Below are 17,182 nucleotides of genomic sequence, written 5' to 3' on the forward strand. Positions count from 1 at the left end.
ACGTCATTCGAGGGCGTGCTGCATGCCCTGAGCGGACTGGAGCCGTCGGACCCGGCCGACCGCCCGGCCGTCCTGCTCGTCGTCGACGACCACGTGAGCATGAGCGTCTGGGCGGCGACGATCGCCCGGCTGGCCGACGGGCTCGCCCGTCAGGAGCGGCTGGGCCCGGTCGCCACCGTGCGGCTCCTGAGTTCGGACGACACCGAGCCGACCCGGATCCGGCTGGATCACCTGCCCCCCAACGACACCCGGCACCGGGTGGTGCTGGTGCTGACCGACGGCCTCGCCGCGGGCTGGCGGGCGGGCGCGGTGCTGCCGCTGCTGCGGGAACTCGGCCGGTCCGAGCCGCTCGCCGTGCTGCATCTGCTGCCGCAGCGGCTGTGGTTCCGCACCGGCCTGGACGTGCACCGTATGCGCCTGGGCGCCGCACACCCCTGGGCGCCGAACGACTCCCTGCGGTGGGAGCTGCGCACCTCCCCCCTCGAACCCGTCGACGACGCGGCCGCCCGGGCCGGCGTCGTGCCGGTCCCCGTCCTGGAACCGACCGAGCGCTCCCTGTCCTGCTGGGTCGACCTGGTGGCCGGGCGTGCGACCGGGTGGACGGAGATGTCCGGCGTCCGCGCCCGTGACTGGAAGCGGCGGGCGGACGCCGCGCGGGCGGTGCCCTGGGTCCATGACGTCCCCGACCCCGACAGCGCCGTCCCCGCCCGGGAGCGCGTCTCGGAGTTCCGCGCCGCCGCCTCGCCCACCGCCTTCGCGCTCGCCACCCGGCTGGCGGCGGCCCCGCTGACGCTGCCGGTGATGACGGCGCTCACCGCGTCGGTGTCGGGCGCCGGGCCCGCCCACCTCACCGAGCTGCTGATGAGCGGACTGGTGCGGCCGGCGAGCGGCGATGCCGAGCGCGCCGCGGGCGTGGCCTTCACCTTCGGTGCGGACAACCGCCAGGAGTTATTGGCGCTGTCCCGCCGCCGTGACACCGTCCGGGTGCTGCACGACGTACGGGCGCTGCTCGCCCCGCAGGGCACCGAGCCGGCCGGCGATCCGCTCGAGGCGGCCCGTGTCCCGCCGGTGACCCGGCACAACGTGGCGTTCCTGCGCGTCGAACTGGCCGCGCTGCGTGCTCTGTCCGGACGTTTCCTGCCACAAGCCGAGCGACTCGCCCGCGCACTACGCGATTACGACCGCAAGAACACCGTTAGCCTGCGCAAAGGCGCGGGCCCACGCCCCGGGCACCCAGCCCCTCGCGCGCACGAGACAACTGCAGAAGGAGCCACGGCCATGTCCACCACGCAGCAGGAGCCCGCGGTGGAGAGCGGGCGTTCGACGCAGCCGCGCATCTGGGGCAACATCCCCCCACGCAACCCGAACTTCACCGGTCGCGTGGATCTGCTCGAACGGCTGAGCGAGCGCCTGCGGGAGGGCACGACGACGACCGTGCTGCCGGAGGCCATCCACGGCATGGGCGGTGTCGGCAAGACCCAGCTGGCCATCGAGTACGCCTACCGGCACCAGTCCGAGTACGACATCGTCTGGTGGATCCCCGCAGAGCGCCCCGGCCAGATCGGCCAGGCCCTGGTGGAACTCGCCCAGCGGCTCGGCCTCGTCACCACGTCAGAGGCCAACATCGCGGGACCCGCGGTGCGCGAGGCGCTGCGCGAGGGGCGGCCGTACTCCCGCTGGCTGCTGATCTTCGACAACGCCGACAGTCCCGAGCGGGTCCGCGACTACTTCCCCACCGGGGGCAGCGGCACCATCCTCGTCACCTCCCGCAACCGCCGCTGGAGCGTGGTGGGACCGTCGCTGGAGGTCGACGTGTTCACCCGCGAGGAGAGCAAGGAGCTGCTGCGCCGCTCCGGTCCCGACGACCTCGACGACGCCGAGGCGGACCGCCTTGCCGACGCCCTGGGTGACCTCCCGCTCGCCCTGGAACAGGCCGCGGCCTGGCGGGCGGAGACCGGGATGCCGGTGTCGGAGTACCTGCGGCTGTTCGAGCACAAGCGCAGCGAGCTCCTCGAGGTGTCCCCGCCGCCGGACTACCAGCTCCCGGTCGCCGCCGCGTGGAACGTCTCCCTCGACCACCTCGAGACCCGCAGCCTCACCGCCCTGCGCCTGCTCCAGCTCTGCTCCTACTTCGCGCCGGACCCCATCTCGCGCTCCATCTTCTCCGGCCTCGGCGGCAGCACCATCGACCCGGAACTCGACCGAGCGCTGAACGATCCGATGCGTCTCGCGCGGGCCATAAGGGAGATCAACCGGTACTCCCTCGCCCGCATAGACCATCGGACCAACTCGATCGAGATGCACCGCCTGGTGCAGGCAGTGCTCATCAACCGGATGACCGCCGAGGAACAGAAACGCATGCGAAACGGCGCTCACACACTCCTGGCCGCCGCCGACCCGAAGGCACCACAAGCAGCCGCCAACTGGCCGCGCTACGCCGAGCTCTACGGCCATGTCATCGCCTCCGGCGCGATCGAGTCCGACCAGCCGTGGGTCCGCCAGCTCGTGCGGAACGTCGCCAGATACCTCTGGTACTGGGGCGACCACAAGGTCGCCCGCGAGTTCACCGAGCAGGCCTGGGATACCTGGCAGCGACTGTTCGGCGAGGAGGACCAGCAGACCCTCCTGATGGGGTGGTGGCTCGGCTTCCTCTATCTGAAGGTGGGCCGGTACGACGACGCGTCCCGGATCGCCGCCCAGCTCAAGGACGTCTACGACCGCACGGCACCCCCGGACCGCGAGGACACCCGGGAGGACGCGCTGGAGACGATGAACCTGGAGGCGGCGGTACGCCGTGTCCAGGGAGACTTCGCCACCGGCGCCGAACTGGACGAGACGGCCTACGACCGGGCCCGCCGCGCCTTCGGCGAGGACGACCCCGCCACGCTGGCCACCGCCCACAACCTGGGCGTGAGCCTCCGGCTCGTCGGCGACTTCCAGCGCGCGCTGGAACTGGACCGGGAAACGCACGCGATGAAGACGCGGCTGTACGGCCGTGAACACCGGCAGTCGCTGATGACCGAGGCGAGCATCGCCATCGACGTCCGTGAGACCGGTGACTACATCGGCGCACGGTCCCTGCAGCAGGCGGTCGTCGACGGCTATCGGAGCATCTTCGGGCCGGGCAACCCCACGACCCTCCAGACTCTCCGGCAGCTGAGCGAGTCCTGCCGCAAGGAGGGCGACCACGCCACCGCGCTGGAACTGGCGCGCGAGGCGTTCAACCAGTTCACCCGCCGCTACGGCGACACCCACCCGGAGTCCCTGACGGCCGCGCTCGCCCTGGCGGTGGCGTTGCGGCACAACGGCGAGCTGGAGGCGGCCCGCGACCGCGGCGAGCGGGCGTGCGAGCGGTTCGGGCGGCTGTTCAGCAGCGACCATCCGCACGTCCTGGCGGCCGACATCGACCTGGCGGTGACCTACCGTCTGCTGGGCCGGGTCGAGGAGGCCAGGCAGCGCGACGAGGAGGCGCTCCGGTTGCTGACCGAACGCCTGGGTGAGAGCCATCCGATCGCGCTGGCCTGTGCCATCAACCTGGCGAGCGATCTGAGCGCGCTGGGGCGGGCGGACGAGGCCCGTGAACTCGGCGAGAAGACAAGGGCGTTGTGCCTGGCGCGCCTGGGCGAGGACCACCCCACCACGCTGGTGGGCGGCGCCAATCTCGCCCTGGACCTCATCGCCGTCGGCCGTGAGGCGGAGGGCGAGACGCTGCACGCGGATGTCCTGGCCCGCTTGGAGCGCGTCCTGGACGAACCCCGGATGCGCTCCGCCGACTCCGGTCCTCACCCGGCGACGCTCCAGGCACGGGCCCGGGAGCGGGCCAACTGCGACATCGACCCGATGCCGCTGTGAGGTGACGGGCGTACGACCCGAGGTGCCGCTCTTCCGGAGGAAGGGCGGCACCGCCGTGTCCGGTCAGTGCGCTTCGGACGAGGGTGAGCCGAGCCAGGTGGCCAGGTGGACAGGGTCCGGTGGGGTGCCGGTGACGCGGAGCAGGGCCTCGTGCACCGCGCGGGCCCGTTCGGGGTGGTGGCTCAGTAGTTGGGCCGCGATCGGGTGCGTGTCCGACGTGGCGAGCGCCCGGCCGAGGCCCGCCCAGGTGCCGGCCCGTCCGGGTTCCACGGCCAGGTGGGCCACGTATGCCTGACGGGCCGCGACGGCGTCGCCGGCGGCCAGCAGGGCGTCGCCGGCCAGTGCTCCGGTGACCCGTGCGGCGGCCTTCTCGGGCTCCTCGGAGTGGCGGTCGTCGTCCGCGCCGGTGAGGCGGTGGCGGACGAGCATCGCCAGACAGTCCAGCCACCGTGCGGAGGGATCGGGCACCACCTCGGGCTCGGCCGCCAGGGCGCCGGGCGGTCCGCTCTCGCCGGCCAGCCAGGCCCGTACCGCCTCGTCCACGGCTGCCGGGGCGGGCCGCAGATGGTGGGCCCGCCAGCGCGCCACATGGTCGGCGACGCAGAGCCGGGCCGCCGCCAGCTGGTCCTCCGGTACGGGCTCGGCCAGCCACTGCGCGCAGCGGTCGCGCAGCGTGTCCAGCAGGGTGATGCCGAGCGGGGTGAGGCGTGGATGACGGTGGATCTGTTCCATCGCCGTGGTCACGTGGGCTCGCCACAGCGCGAACTCGAAGTGCGCCGTCGCGGTCCGCGCACCGGCGGCCCGGCGGTGGGCACGCCAGAAACGGGTGATGCCCACGAAGGCGTAGATGCCCTGAAGGAGCCCTTCGAGCGGGCGGGGGTCGTCCCGCCAGGGCGCGTACCACAGCTCCGTACCGCTGTCGGCGCCCCGGCTCACGAGCGGTGTCAGATGCAGCAGCCCGCCCAGCTTGGTGTGCTGGAACTCGTGCACGAGCGTGACGGCCAGTTGGACGGCGTCGTCCGGCTCCGAGGCCTCGATGCCGCCGAACGCGTCACCTGACGACACACTGCGCGGCCGAAACCTTTCCCTTGTCGGGGTGGGACTCAGGGAGAACACGCCCCGCCGCATCGCGGCGGCCGTCTCGGGCTGGTCCCGCAGCAGCACCCCCCAGGCCCGCTCCAGCATCTGCCGCCACTGCGCCGCGGCCTCCTCGGGCAGCGGCCGCGGCTCGGTCGGCTGCGGATACGTCCGGTACGGGTCCACGTCGTCCAGGGCGACTTCCAGCCGGCGTTCGGCCGGGCCGACCGCGAGCCGGCGCACCGGATGCCACCCCGGCCCCGCCGAGCCCGGCGGCAGCGGTACGGCGACCATGTGCCCCGGCGTCTCGACCACGGCACGTCCGGCTTCGGCCCGCACGGTGGCCGTCGTCCACGGCTCGGCCGAGGGCAGCTCCGCGCAGCCCAGAGTGGGCAGGGGTACCCGGCCGTGCCGGACGGGTACCTCGACGGTGAAGTCGAGCTCCGCGCGTAGCGCAGCCGCGGCGGCCAGTGCGCGGACATGGCCGAGTACCACCGGCAGCGGCGGTTCGTCCTTCTCCGCGGTGCTCGCGCGCAGCCGGCGCAGTGCGGTGGCCAGCCACATCCCGGTCTGCGGATAGATGAGCAGCTCGTCGACGACGGCGGGGGCGCGGCGCTGGGCGGCGCTGAGCAGATCCCACGCCGGACCCAGGTCCGTGGCGTCGTCGAGCATCCGTAAGAGCAGCAGCCGACGGCTGCGTTCGGCCGCGGTCAGCAGGTCCACGGTCGCCGGTCCGCCCTCGCCGCGGGTCAGTTCGGCGAGGCTGCCGGGCGGGACACGATGATGCGGCAGGGACGGCTCAGCACTCATGGGCGGCCCCGTCGTCAGTCGAACGCCTCCACGCCGTCTTTGTCTCCGAAGTCGCTGACACTGGCCAGCGGGTGGTCGATCCCGTGCTGCAGCTCCTCGAGGGACGCGGCGAGAAATCGACTGTCAATGGAGCGCAGTGTTTCAAGAGACACCCCCGCGAGATCGACAAGGCTGGACTCGACGGCGGCCACAGACGGCTCCATGACGGCCAAACCCCTTCCCCCCGGCTGCAATTGCGGATGCGGGCTGCTCACATCCCCCTGATAATGGCCCGCCGTAGCCTGGATGAAACACCACATCCGCGCGGTGCTGCGATATCAGGTCAGCGGTCGTCATCACCGCCGCGGTGGCGCCGGGACAGCTCCACCGCCTCCTCGTTCATACGGGCCACTCCGGCGGAGTCGCCCTCCATCAACCGTATCGCTTCCATGAGTTGGTCCAACGTGCCGCGATAGCGCAGGCAGGTGCGCAGGATCCCGAACACGTCCGGACGCAGCGCCGGTGAGCGGGGGCTCATGGCCGCGATCACCGGATCGATGCTGCCCAGCGCCAGCGCCAGGGTGGTGCGGTCGCTCACCGTGGGCAGTGCGGTCAACGCGCTCACCAGTCCGTCGAGTTCCCGCAGCGGCAGGTCGTCCGGCAGGTGCGCCAGGCTGCCGGGGCCCGCGGTGCCGGGAGAGAGGGCGGCCGGCTCGGGCGGTGACTCGGGCAGTCCGGCGTACCGGTGCAGCAGGGTGAGCTCGGCCTTCGGCAGCAGCTCGTACCAGCGGTCCACGCGGACGGCGGCGAGGCGGCCCAGACCGTCCGAGCGGTGGTGGGCGCTGACCAGCCCGATCAGCGTGCCGTCATGCCAGACCGCCGCACCGGACATGCCCGCCCAGGGGGAGCGGTCGGGTTCGGGGTCCGACTCCGGTGGAGTGACCGCGAGTTCGAGGGTGCCCTCACGGCGGTTGGACAGCACCGAGATCATCCCGGTGGCGTGGCAGGAGTCGCGGTACTGGGAGGGGGAGCCGTCGTCGAGCCGGCGCATCCGGTCCTCGCGCAGCTTGAACCGCGGGAAGCCCAGCGCGCTGCACGGCAGCAGCTCGTCCGTGTCGGACACGGCACCGTACGCGGGCGGCTCGGTCCCGGCCGCGTGGATACCGGGCGGCACGGGCCCGGTGAGCTCCAGGAGCGCCACGTCGGCCTTCTCGGAGGCCAGCATCACGCGCGCGGGCGCGGTCCACTCGTCGGGGCGGTCGGCTTCGAAACGTACGTGCACCTGGGGCCGCTCCCCCTCGGCGGTACGGACGACATGCGCGGCGGTGAGGACGTACGACGGGCCGACGCGGTAGCCGGAACCCCGGCGTCCGGCGCCGCGGCCCTCGGGCCGTCGTACCAGCACCTCCGCCACCCGTGCCGGCTCCAGTCCGCGACGCGCCCGAGTCACCCCGCTCAGCGCTCGCCCTCGGCCTCGTCGTCGCCCACCCACGGCGCACGTCCGCCGCCGCTGCGGGTGCGCGGATCGAGCGTCAGCTTCACCCGGTGGGTGACGCTGTCCGCCATCCGGCCGTCCGCGCCGGTCTCCACCACCCAGAAGCGGATCTTCCCGCCCGCCGTCGCGGACCGCTCCACGACGACGGCCGCCTCCAGCTCCACCGGGCCCACCTCGAAGTACAGGTCCTCCCCTTGCGCGGCGGTGCGTGCCGCGGTCAGCTCGCGGCGCAACTCCTCTATCAGCTCGGCGAGTTCAATCACGTCCGGTCCCTACCCGGACCGCCCTTCCTTCACTCGATCCGGGTGGATTCCGCATTCCTGGATCTGTGTGACTCCAGGCGTGCATTAGGGTCATGCAGCGGCCTGGAAAGTGTCGAAACTGCAAGGTAGTGGCACAAATCAGGCATTGTTCGCATCACTTCACTTCCACAGTCATGGGGACGGCGTCATGGAGAAGTCCGGAGTCGAGTCGGAGCTGATCGACCTCAGCGGCGTCCCGTTGGACATCTGGCCCGCCCTGGACCTGCCGTCCGCCGAGGGCTCGATGCGGCGCCTGCTCAGCCGTATCGACGACCCGGCCGGCAGCCTGGGCGGCTACCAACCACAGCGCGACGAATAGGCACCCTGCATGCAAGAAACGGCCCGACCCCACGTCCTGTCACCGCAGTCGTTCGACGAACTGCTGGGCGGCGGGGGAGGCCCCGCGACAGTGGACGCCCTGCGCGCGAGCGAGCGCAGCTGGCGGCTGCTTGTCGTACGGGCGCTGCTGGACGCGGCCGCGACGGCACCGACCGGCCCGCTGCCCCCGCTCACCGAGGGTTGGCGGCTGTTGTCGCGGGCCTGGTCCGTGGCCACGCCGGAGGTGGAGCGGCTGCTGTCGTATCCGGCGGTCGGCGTGTGGGCGGCGCACACACTGCGCCGGCTGCGCGGCACCGCCGACCACGACGCGCCCCTGTGGGCGGAGGCGGGGCACCTGCACGCACTCGCGGCGAGCGCGGCGGTCCGCGCCGGCCTGGAGTTCCGTACCGACATCCCGGTCCGGCACGGCTGGGCCGTGCTGCCCGCGCTCGGGGCCATGCGGGTGCCCGGCGGTCCGGACTGGACCGTGGTCGAGGTCCTGGCCGAGGACGGGGACGTGACGGTCGCGGGCCGCCGGCTGGGCGGACCGGACTGGCACGCGCCGGCCGAGCTGCGCGCCGACGGGTGCACGCTCCTCCTGGACGACATCGACCCCTATCGCGCCCTGCGCACACCCCGCCTTCCCGAGCCGCTCGACTCCGCCGCCGAGTGGCAGAAGCTGTTCGACTCCGCCTGGGAGATCCTGCACGCCACCGACCGGGAGGAGGCCCGGGCGCTGGCCGACGGACTGGTGTCCCTGGTGCCCCGCCCGCGCTCCGAGCGGTTCCGGCCGCACAGCGCCTCCTCCGGCGACGCCTTCGGCACGGCGGTGGCGTCGGTCCCCGACGACGGCGAGCAGTTCGCCTCGACGCTGGTGCACGAGTTCCAGCACAACAAACTCAGCGCGTTCATGCACCTGTTCACCCTGTACGAGGGTCGGGACACCCGGCTGTACTACGCCCCGTGGCGGGACGACCCCCGGCCGCTGGGCGGGCTCCTCCAAGGGGTGTACGCCTTCTTCGGAGTCACCGCCTTCTGGCGGTGGCGCGACCATCCGCTCGGGCGGTTCGAGTACGCGCTGTGGCGAGCCCAGACCGCCCACGCGCTCCACACGATCGGCCGGTCGGACGGGCTCACCGACCTGGGGCGGCGCCTGGTGGCCGAGCTCGCCGGGCGGCTGGAGCCGTGGCTCGCGGAGCCGGTGGACGGGCGGGCCCGCGCCGCGGCCGACCTCGCGATCGCGGACCACCGCGCGACCTGGCGGGCGTACCACCTGCGACCCGACCGCGGCACCGTCCGGTCTCTCGTGGCGGCCTGGCCCCACGAGGCCCCGCCCGTCGCGCCGGGCCACGGGCCGACGCTCGTCCCGGGGCGGCCGGTGCGTGGCTTCGACACGCGGGCGGTGCTGGCGAGGTGGCTGCTGGCGGACCCGGCCGGGTTCGAGAGGCTGCGGGACGACCCCGGTGCCACGGTGAGCGGGGCGCGGCCCGAGGACATCGACCTCGTCACGGGCCGTACGGCCGAGGCGATGCGCGCCTGCCACGCGCGCATCGTCCGTGGCGAGGGCGACCCCGAGACCTGGGTGGGGCTGGGACTCGCCGCCCGGGCCGAAGGGGACCCCGCCGGCGAGGGACTGCTCGCCCAACCGGAGCTGGCCGCGGCCCTGCACACCGAACTCGACGGACGTGCCGACCCGCTGGAGCTGGGCCGCATGCTCCCGCCGGACAGGCCCTAACCGCGCAGGCGGCGTGCGATCTCCAGCTGCTCCTCCTCCAACGGCCGGCCGTCCTCGATCTCCCACAGGCAGTTCTGCAGCACCCGCCCCAGCGTCCAGGCCCGGGCCCGCGCCCGGTCCAGCCCCATGACGTCGGTCATCGCGTCGAGCCGCCAGTCGATGTCGGCGGCGTCGAAGCGGTTGTCGATGGCGGGCAGCAGGTCGAATCCGGGGTCGCCGGCGAGGGGCTTGGGATCGATGGCGAGCCAGGGGGCGCGGTCGGAGGCCAGGACGTTCTCGTAGTGCAGGTCCCAGTGCAGAAGTCGGTCGCCGGGCTCGTCGACGACCTCCCGCACGGCGGCCGCACAGCCGGCGAGCAGGCGGCGGGCCTGCGGGTCCGTGATCCGCTTCAGCGCCCCCGGCGTCTGCTCCAGCATCGCCCGCGCGATGTCACCGAGCCGCCGCATGCCGTCCGGTGCCGGTACGGAGGTCAGGTGGGCCAGCATGCGGGCGATGACCAGGACGGCCTCGCGGGTGTCGGGGACGTGGGACAGCATGCGGGCGGGGTCGAGGCGTTCGAGGAGCATCGTGCCGGTGTCCGGGTCGTGGTCGAGAAGCCGTACCGCTCCGTCGCCGTCCCACACCCGCAGCGCGACCGGCTCCCCCTCGCTCTCCTCGTCCAGGAGTTGCAGCTTCAGCACGGCCGGGGTGCCGTCGGCGCGGAGCACCGGCAGGACCAGGGCGGCCACACCGTGCATCGGGGTGCCGTCGAGGCCCAGTTCCCAGCGGTCCAGGAAGGCGGCCGCCAGCTCCGGCAGCCGGGCGATGAAGTCCCGGCCCGCCTCGCCGTTGAACTTCGCCTGCGCCGCCGCCAGTCCGTCCGGAATCTCGATCACTGCCCGACCCTAACGCTGCTGCCGGGCGGTCGGGTCAGGCGACCGACTCCGGTACCGGGGGCTGGGCCGCCGCACGGCTTTTCGGGGCCTTCGCTGTGATCATCAGGACTGCCACCAGGCCGGCCAGGAGCATGATGCCGACGGCGCACCGGATGGCGACGGTGTAGCCGTGGACGATGCCCTCGCGGGTCACCTCGGCGCGTTGGGCGGGGCCGGTGAGGTGCGCGGCGATGTAGGTGGTGCTGCCGGTGGTGGCGATGGTGTTGAGCAGGGCCGTACCGATGGAACCGCCCACCTGCTGTGCGGTGTTGACGCCGGCCGAGGTGACGCCCGAGTCGTGCGGGGCGACGCCGGCGGTTGCCGTGGAGAAGACCGGCGTGAAGGTCAGGCCCATGCCGATGCCCATCGGGATCAGTGCGGGCAGGATGTCGGTGGCGTACCCGGAGTGCACGGTGATCCGCGAGAGAAACAGCATTCCGGAGGCGGCCAGGACCATGCCGGGGGCCAGGAGCAGGCGGGGCGGCACGTGCTGGAGCAGGCGGGCCGCGATCTGGGTGGAGCCGATGAGGATGGACGCCGTGAGCGGGAGGAATGCCAGACCCGTCTGCACGGGGGTGTAGTCGAGGACGGTCTGCAGGTAGTAGGTCAGGAACAGGAACATGCCGAACATGCCCATGACGGCCAGCATCATGGTCAGGTAGCAGCCCGCGCGGTTGCGGTCCTTGATGATGTGCAGGGGCAACAGCGGCACGGACGCCCTGGTCTGCCACCACACGAAGACGGCCACGAGGGCCACGCCGCCCGCGAACAGGCCGAGGACCATCGGGTCCGACCAGCCTCGGGACTCCGCCTCGCCGAAGCCGTGCACGATCGCGACCAGGCCGCCGCAGCCCAGCAGGACGCCGGGCACGTCCAGGCGGGCGCCCGCGTGGCCGGGGCTGTCCTGGAGCAGGGCGAAGGCGCCGGCGACCGCGAGGACCGCGATGGGCACGTTGACGTAGAGACACCATCGCCAGTTCAGGTACTCGGTGAGCAGCCCGCCGACCATGAAACCGATCGCGGAGCCGCTGGCGGCCAGGGTGCCGTAGATGCTGAAGGCCCGTCCGCGTTCCCGGGAGTCGGTGAACGTCGTGGTGAGCAGGCTCAGCGCGGAGGGGGCGAGGATCGCGGCGAAGACGCCCTGGAGGGCGCGGGCACCGAACAGCATGCCGGCGTTCGCGGCGGCGCCGCCGAACGCGGAGGCGGTGGCGAAGCCCACGAGCCCGATGACGAAGGTGCGTTTGCGGCCGACCAGGTCGGCGACGCGGCCGCCGAGCAGGAGCAGACCGCCGAACGCCAGGGTGTAGGACGTGATGACCCACTGGCGGTTGCCGTCGGACATGTCCAGGTCGCGCTGTGCGGAGGGGAGCGCGATGTTCACGATGGTGGCGTCGAGCACGACCATCAGCTGTGCGAGGGCGATCACCATCAACCCCCACCAGCGGCGGGGGTCGGGGTCCACGGATGCGCCGGCTTCAGCCGTCCGGGAAGCACTCATCCGGCCAGAAGACCATGAACCGGGGTGTTTTGCGGTGTATTACACCGAGGTCCGGTGGTGCCGTGTCACGGCTCCAGGACGACTTTGCCGGTCGTTCCGCGGGTCTCCAGGGCCCGGTGCGCGGCCGCCGCCTCGGCGAGCGGGAAGCGGTGCACGGCCGGGACGAGACGGCCCTCGGCGGCCTCGGTGAGGGCCCGGAGTTCGAGGGTGCGCAGGGGGTTGGGGCCGCCCGCCTTCTCCAGCATCACCGGGCCGAGGACCTGCTCGGTGACGCCCTCGACGACCAGCGGCTCGCCGCCCTGGATGCCCTCAGCCGACCAGCCGAACACGATGTGCCGGCCGCCGGGGGCGAGCATGCCGACGGCCGTACGGGCGGTGTCGCCGCCGACGCCGTCGTACACGACGGTGACCTTGCCGTCGTAGGCCTGGACCTTCTCGGGCCAGGCCGGGTCCTTGTAGTCGACGGCCAGGTCGGCGCCGTTCGCGGCGACCCGGGCCGTCTTCTCCGGGCCGCCGGCGAGGCCGACGACGGTGGCGCCGGCGTTCCTGGCGTACTGCACGAGCAGGGTGCCGATGCCGCCGGCGGCGGCCGGGATCACGACCACGTCGTCCGGGCCCGGCTCGGCGAACTGCACGATCCCCATCGTCGTGCGGCCCGTGCCGATCATGGCGACGGCCTGCGTGAAGTCGAGGTTCGCCGGGATCTCGTGCAGCCGGTCGGCGCCGGTGACGGCGAGTTCGGCGTAACCTCCGGGGACGAAGCCGAGGTGGGCGACGACCCGCTTGCCGAGCCAGGCCTCGTCCGTGCCCTCGCCGAGCGACTCGACGACGCCGGCGACCTCACGGCCGGGCACGGTCGGCAGCGTGGGGGCGGGGCCGGGGCCCGGGTGGCCCGCCCTGATCGCCGTGTCCAGCAGGTGCACGCCGGCCGCGGCGACGGCGACACGGACCTGGCCGGGGCCCGGCACCGGGTCCTCGACCTCTTCGAGGGTGAGGTTCTCGGCCGGGCCGAAGGCGTGGAGGCGGATGGCGTGCATGTGAGGTCCTGCCTTTCAAGACGTGTCCTTCTGTGGTGGCGTCCCCACCCTTCAGCCTCAAGCGCGCTTGAGGTCAAGCGGCTGCCGGCCGCGCTGCCCCAGCGCCAGGGACACGGCGGTCAGGGCGCTGTTGAAGGACACCTCCGACAGCACACCCGGCGCGGCGACCTGATCGCCCGCCAGGTACACGCCGTCGCCGCGGTCCACGCCGGGCCGGTCCCGCCAAGTGGTGCCGGGCAGGTCCACGGCTCCGGTACGGCCGCTCGCGACCGCCTCCCGCCGCCAGGTGACGCGCTCGCGCCAGCCGGTGAAGGCGAGGTCGAGAAGCTGCTCGGCGCGGGCGATGCCGTCGGCGCGGGACTCGTGCGGGGCGAGCGGGATCTGCCCCTGGATCAGCTGCTCGCCGGCCGGGGCGAGGGTGCGGTCCTGCGCCGTGAAGCGTTCGAGCCAGCCGGGCGCGTCCAGGTCGGACACCACGAAGGCGTCGCCGCGCCGGGTGCGCACGGCGAGGTCGATGAGGGCGGTACGGCCGCTCGGCCAGGTCAGGGAGGCGTTGCCGAGAAGGCGGCGGGCGGCGTCCAGGGAGGTGGCCACGACGACCGGCGTGTCGGTGGGCAGGGTGTCGACGCGGGACAGGGTCTCCATCCGGACGCCCAGATTCCAGGCGCGGGCGGCCATACGGTCGATCACGTTCGCCCAGCCGCCGCGCGGATAGTGCGCCTCGGGCGGCAGCTTGGCGGCGCGGCGCAGCCGCTCCTGGACGAACGCCGCGGACAGCGCGCCGGGGTCGTGGTGGAACAGGGCGACGGCGGCGTAGTGGGCGGCGGCCCGCGCACCCTCCTCGCCCGCCTGTTCCGTGGCCCAGGTCAGGAAGTCGACGTCTACGGGAGCCTGCCGGGCGCTGCGGCGCAGCAGCTTGAGCATGGCGAACGGCGGGGTACGGCGCAGGGCGCCCCGGTGGCGCAGCCGCAGCCTGGCGGCCTCCAGGGGCGGGATGGTCGCCAGGGGGCCGATGAGGTCCCGCTGCTTGAGCCACGCCCAGTGCGGGCCGCCGTTGTAGAGGGCGTGCGGGCCCTCGTTCGTGCGGTACGGGCCCTCGGCGGTCCGGGCCCGCCCGCCCAGGGTGTGGTGGGCTTCGTACACGGTGACCTTGGCGCCCGCTTCGGCGGCGGTGACGGCTGCGGTGAGGCCGGCGAAACCGCCGCCGATGACGGTGATGCGGTGCATGAGTGGGGTCTCCCTCTGCTCGGGTCGCCTCTTTCACGAGTACGACGGATCGAGGGGCCGCGAATGTGACATCGGGGGCCGGCGGGCTCGGCGGGCGGCGCTCCCCGGTGAGGTTTTCCCAGCTCACGCCGATTGTCAGCGGCGGGGTGCAGCATGGGGCCATGGCGAGGACAGGGACGGGCAGGGCCGGCGGAGCCGGTGGGAGCGGTGGGTCCGGTGTGCGGGCGGCGCGGCGGCCGGAGGTGCGGCTGCCGGAGCTGGAGCCGTACGACGGGGGTGAGTTGGAGCCGGACGGGGACTACGACGGGCTGGACTTCCGGGACGCGGACTTCGCCGGGCAGGACGGCGGCGGCGCCCGCTTCATGGACTGTGCGCTCACGGCGTGCGCCCTGGACGAGACGCGGCTGTATCGCGCCCGCATCCTGGACTCCGTCCTCACCGCCCCACGCGGAGTCGGCACCGACCTGGCGGAGTCCACCCTGCGCGACGTCGAACTGACCGACGCCCGCCTGGGTGGCGTACAGCTGCACGGCGCCGCCCTGGAACGCGTCCTGATCCGCGGCGGCAAGATCGACTGCCTGAACCTGCGCCGGGCCCGGCTCAAGGATGTCGTCTTCGAGGGCTGCGTCCTGGTGGAACCCGACTTCGGGGGCGCGGAACTGACCCGCGTCGAGTTCGTGGACTGCGCGCTGAGAGCCGCCGACCTCAGCGCGGCGACGCTGAGAGACGTGGACCTGCGCGGGGCGGCTCCGCTGGAGATCGCCCGGGGAATCGACCGGCTGTCGGGGGCGGTGATCAGCACGGGGCAACTGCTGGACCTGGCACCGGTGTTGGCGGCGGAGGCGGGGATTCGGGTCGAATAAGGGTGACCGGTCAGCGCCGGTCACTTTCAGCCCGTCCGGTGATTGAGGACGAGGCCGTTCAGGCCGAAGCGGGGTCTGGGGGCGCGGCCCCCAGCAGACGCCCGCCACAAAACTCACCGCACCCGCGGAAACCGCGCCTGCAACGACCAGATCACGGGATTGTCCGCGAGGGACTCGTGCAGGTCGCACAGGTCGGCGATCAGATCGTGCAGAAAGTCCCGCGCCTCGCGCCGCAGCTCGGCATGGGAGAAGGTGAGCGGCGGCTCCTCGGCCGGCATCCAGTCGGACTCGATGTCCACCCACCCGAAGCGGCGCTCGAACAGCATCCGGTCGGTGGACTCGGTGAAGTCCAGCTCCGCGCGCTGCGGGCGGGCGGCGCGGGAGCCCGCGGGATCGCGGTCGAGCTGCTCGACGATGTCGCACAGCGCCCACGCGAAGTCGAGCACCGGCACCCATCCCCAGGCTGTGGACAGCTCCCGGTCCGTCTTGGTGTCGGCGAGATAGACGTCACCGCAGAACAGATCGTGGCGCAGGGCGTGTACGTCCGCGCGGCGGTAGTCGGTCTGGGGAGGGTCCGGGAACCGGTTGGAGAGGGCGTAGCCGATGTCGAGCACGTAGGCGATGGTGTCACGCCGCTCATAGGATCTCAGACGTGTCCCGTTTCGCCCGCGTTGTCCCGACCGTCTTCGTCCTCGCCCTGACCGCGCCCGCGTGCGGAACCGGCGGCGCCCAGGGCACCCCGGGCGGCTCCGGTGTCCGCGACCCGTACTTCCCGAAGGCCGGCAACGGCGGCTACGACGTCACCCACTACGACCTGACCCTGGCGTACACCCCCGCCTCCCGCCACCTCACCGGCCGCACGGTGACCACCGCCCGTGCCACCCAGGACCTCTCCGCCTTCAACCTCGACCTCAAAGGCCTGGACGTCGAGAAGGTCACCGTCGACGGCACCACCGCCCGCTGGAACCGCACCGGCCAGGAACTGACGATCCGCCCCCGCGACGACCTCGCCGAGGGGCGCACGTTCCGTGTGACGGTCCGCTACTCGGGCACCCCCGTGACGATCACCGACCCGGACGGCTCCGAGGAGGGCTGGCTGCCCACCGCGGACGGCGCGCTCGCCCTCGGCCAGCCGACCGGTTCGATGGCCTGGTTCCCCGGCAACCACCACCCCTCCGACAAGGCGACGTACGACCTCGCCGTCACCGTCCCGAAGGGTCTGCGGACCGTCTCCAACGGGGAGTTGACGAGCGAGACGACCACTGGCGGTCGTACGACCTCCGCGTGGCGCACCACCGCCCCGATGGCGAGCTATCTCGTCACCCTCGCCGTCGGCCGCTACGACATCACCCGCTCCACCACCGAGGACGGCCTGCCCGTGTACACCGCCGTCGACCCCGCCGAGACGCCGGCGAGCCGCGCGGTTCTGGCCCGCATCCCCGACGTGCTCGCCTGGGCCGAGCACCTCTTCGGCCCGTACCCCTTCTCCTCCGCCGGCGCGATCGTCGAGCGCGTCGGTGACGCCGGCTACGCCCTGGAGACCCAGAGCCGCCCGGTCTTCCCCGGCGCCCCCGACATCCGGCTCCTCGTCCATGAACTCGCCCACCAGTGGTACGGCGACTCCGTCTCCCCGAGGACCTGGCAGGACATGTGGCTCAACGAGGGCTTCGCCACCTACGCCGAATGGCTCTGGCAGGAGGACCACGGCGGCGAGACCGCCCAGCAGATCTTCGACGCCCTGTACACCGGCGACCACTACAACAACCCGGCCGAGAACGAGGCGATCTGGTCGTTCCCGCCCGCAAACCCGCCCGATGCCGCACGCATCTCCGGCCGACCCGTCTACGACCGCGCCGCGATGGTCCTGCACAAGATCCGCCGGACCGTCGGCGACGCCGCGTTCCACGAACTGATCCGGGGCTGGGCGAAGGCCCACCGCCACGGCACCGCGGACACCGAGGACTTCACGGCGTACGTCGAGAAGAAGGCCCCCGGCAAGGACTTCGGCCGCATCTGGGACGACTGGCTGTACGGCGAGGGAAAACCGGACCGCGCCTGACGCGTCCGACCTCAGG

Annotated in this window: 14 protein-coding genes; 5 read left to right on the plus strand and 9 right to left on the minus strand. The window is 72.8% G+C overall.

The window, feature by feature from the left end:
- Window positions 1–15: 15 nt before the first annotated feature.
- Entirely contained in the window at window positions 16–3,852 is a 3,837-nt protein-coding gene (fxsT, locus tag ACKTSN_RS25405) for an FxSxx-COOH system tetratricopeptide repeat protein (RefSeq protein ID WP_409471215.1), read from the plus strand.
- A gap of 63 nt (window positions 3,853–3,915) precedes the next feature.
- Here the strand turns inward: fxsT and ACKTSN_RS25410 are convergent, their stop codons facing one another.
- From ACKTSN_RS25410 to ACKTSN_RS25425, 4 genes are all read right to left on the minus strand, one after another.
- Window positions 3,916–5,739 (minus strand): HEXXH motif domain-containing protein, encoded by a 1,824-nt coding sequence (locus tag ACKTSN_RS25410; protein ID WP_409471216.1) that lies wholly within the window; start codon window positions 5,737–5,739, stop codon window positions 3,916–3,918.
- A 14-nt stretch (window positions 5,740–5,753) separates the two neighbouring features.
- Window positions 5,754–5,930: a hypothetical protein gene (locus tag ACKTSN_RS25415; RefSeq protein ID WP_165396447.1), complete on the minus strand. Its 177-nt coding sequence runs from the start codon at window positions 5,928–5,930 to the stop codon at window positions 5,754–5,756.
- A 131-nt stretch (window positions 5,931–6,061) separates the two neighbouring features.
- Window positions 6,062–7,132: an effector-associated domain 2-containing protein gene (locus tag ACKTSN_RS25420; protein ID WP_409471217.1), complete on the minus strand. Its 1,071-nt coding sequence runs from the start codon at window positions 7,130–7,132 to the stop codon at window positions 6,062–6,064.
- A 41-nt stretch (window positions 7,133–7,173) separates the two neighbouring features.
- Entirely contained in the window at window positions 7,174–7,476 is a 303-nt protein-coding gene (locus ACKTSN_RS25425; RefSeq protein ID WP_224736702.1) for a trypco2 family protein, read from the minus strand.
- A gap of 187 nt (window positions 7,477–7,663) precedes the next feature.
- Between ACKTSN_RS25425 and ACKTSN_RS25430 the strand changes: the two genes are divergently transcribed.
- Window positions 7,664–7,834, plus strand: coding sequence for a hypothetical protein (locus ACKTSN_RS25430; RefSeq protein ID WP_409471218.1), 171 nt, complete (start codon window positions 7,664–7,666; stop codon window positions 7,832–7,834).
- A gap of 9 nt (window positions 7,835–7,843) precedes the next feature.
- On the plus strand, window positions 7,844–9,568 hold the full coding sequence (locus ACKTSN_RS25435; protein ID WP_409471219.1) for an HEXXH motif domain-containing protein: 1,725 nt from the start codon (window positions 7,844–7,846) through the stop codon (window positions 9,566–9,568).
- Here the strand turns inward: ACKTSN_RS25435 and ACKTSN_RS25440 are convergent.
- From ACKTSN_RS25440 to ACKTSN_RS25455, 4 genes are all read right to left on the minus strand, one after another.
- Window positions 9,565–10,443: an aminoglycoside phosphotransferase family protein gene (locus ACKTSN_RS25440; protein ID WP_409471220.1), complete on the minus strand. Its 879-nt coding sequence runs from the start codon at window positions 10,441–10,443 to the stop codon at window positions 9,565–9,567. The two genes, ACKTSN_RS25435 and ACKTSN_RS25440, sit on opposite strands and share 4 nt — an antisense overlap.
- A gap of 34 nt (window positions 10,444–10,477) precedes the next feature.
- Window positions 10,478–11,980 carry an MFS transporter gene (locus ACKTSN_RS25445; protein WP_409471221.1) on the minus strand — a complete coding sequence of 501 codons (1,503 nt, stop codon included), beginning with the start codon at window positions 11,978–11,980 and terminating at the stop codon, window positions 10,478–10,480.
- Between the two features lie 65 nt (window positions 11,981–12,045).
- Window positions 12,046–13,017 carry a zinc-binding dehydrogenase gene (locus ACKTSN_RS25450; RefSeq protein WP_409471222.1) on the minus strand — a complete coding sequence of 324 codons (972 nt, stop codon included), beginning with the start codon at window positions 13,015–13,017 and terminating at the stop codon, window positions 12,046–12,048.
- A 57-nt stretch (window positions 13,018–13,074) separates the two neighbouring features.
- The gene (locus ACKTSN_RS25455) at window positions 13,075–14,244 is read right to left on the minus strand and encodes an FAD-dependent oxidoreductase (protein WP_409471223.1); all 1,170 of its coding nucleotides are present in this window, start codon (window positions 14,242–14,244) and stop codon (window positions 13,075–13,077) included.
- A 161-nt stretch (window positions 14,245–14,405) separates the two neighbouring features.
- Here ACKTSN_RS25455 and ACKTSN_RS25460 point away from each other — a divergent pair, with 161 nt between their 5' ends.
- Window positions 14,406–15,107, plus strand: coding sequence for a pentapeptide repeat-containing protein (locus tag ACKTSN_RS25460; protein WP_409471224.1), 702 nt, complete (start codon window positions 14,406–14,408; stop codon window positions 15,105–15,107).
- Between the two features lie 113 nt (window positions 15,108–15,220).
- On the opposite strand, the gene ACKTSN_RS25465 is transcribed toward ACKTSN_RS25460, so the two are convergent.
- Complete coding sequence (locus tag ACKTSN_RS25465) at window positions 15,221–15,721, minus strand: hypothetical protein (protein WP_409471225.1); 501 nt, start codon at window positions 15,719–15,721, stop codon at window positions 15,221–15,223.
- Between the two features lie 38 nt (window positions 15,722–15,759).
- Between ACKTSN_RS25465 and ACKTSN_RS25470 the strand changes: the two genes are divergently transcribed.
- Entirely contained in the window at window positions 15,760–17,166 is a 1,407-nt protein-coding gene (locus ACKTSN_RS25470) for a M1 family metallopeptidase (RefSeq protein ID WP_409471226.1), read from the plus strand.
- Window positions 17,167–17,182 lie beyond the last annotated feature (16 nt).

Source organism: Streptomyces flavusporus (genome assembly GCF_046267975.1).
In the GTDB taxonomy this organism is placed as follows: domain Bacteria; phylum Actinomycetota; class Actinomycetes; order Streptomycetales; family Streptomycetaceae; genus Streptomyces; species Streptomyces flavusporus.

What these genes read in the sequence shown, in the direction of transcription:
- ACKTSN_RS25430 (WP_409471218.1), top strand. Translation starts at nt 7,664, where the DNA reads ATGGAGAAGTCCGGAGTCGAGTCGGAGCTGATCGACCTCAGCGGCGTC.
- ACKTSN_RS25460 (WP_409471224.1), top strand. Translation starts at nt 14,406, where the DNA reads ATGGCGAGGACAGGGACGGGCAGGGCCGGCGGAGCCGGTGGGAGCGGT.
- ACKTSN_RS25435 (WP_409471219.1), top strand. Translation starts at nt 7,844, where the DNA reads ATGCAAGAAACGGCCCGACCCCACGTCCTGTCACCGCAGTCGTTCGAC.
- ACKTSN_RS25445 (WP_409471221.1), bottom strand. Translation starts at nt 11,980, where the DNA reads ATGAGTGCTTCCCGGACGGCTGAAGCCGGCGCATCCGTGGACCCCGAC.
- ACKTSN_RS25450 (WP_409471222.1), bottom strand. Translation starts at nt 13,017, where the DNA reads ATGCACGCCATCCGCCTCCACGCCTTCGGCCCGGCCGAGAACCTCACC.
- ACKTSN_RS25455 (WP_409471223.1), bottom strand. Translation starts at nt 14,244, where the DNA reads ATGCACCGCATCACCGTCATCGGCGGCGGTTTCGCCGGCCTCACCGCA.
- ACKTSN_RS25410 (WP_409471216.1), bottom strand. Translation starts at nt 5,739, where the DNA reads ATGAGTGCTGAGCCGTCCCTGCCGCATCATCGTGTCCCGCCCGGCAGC.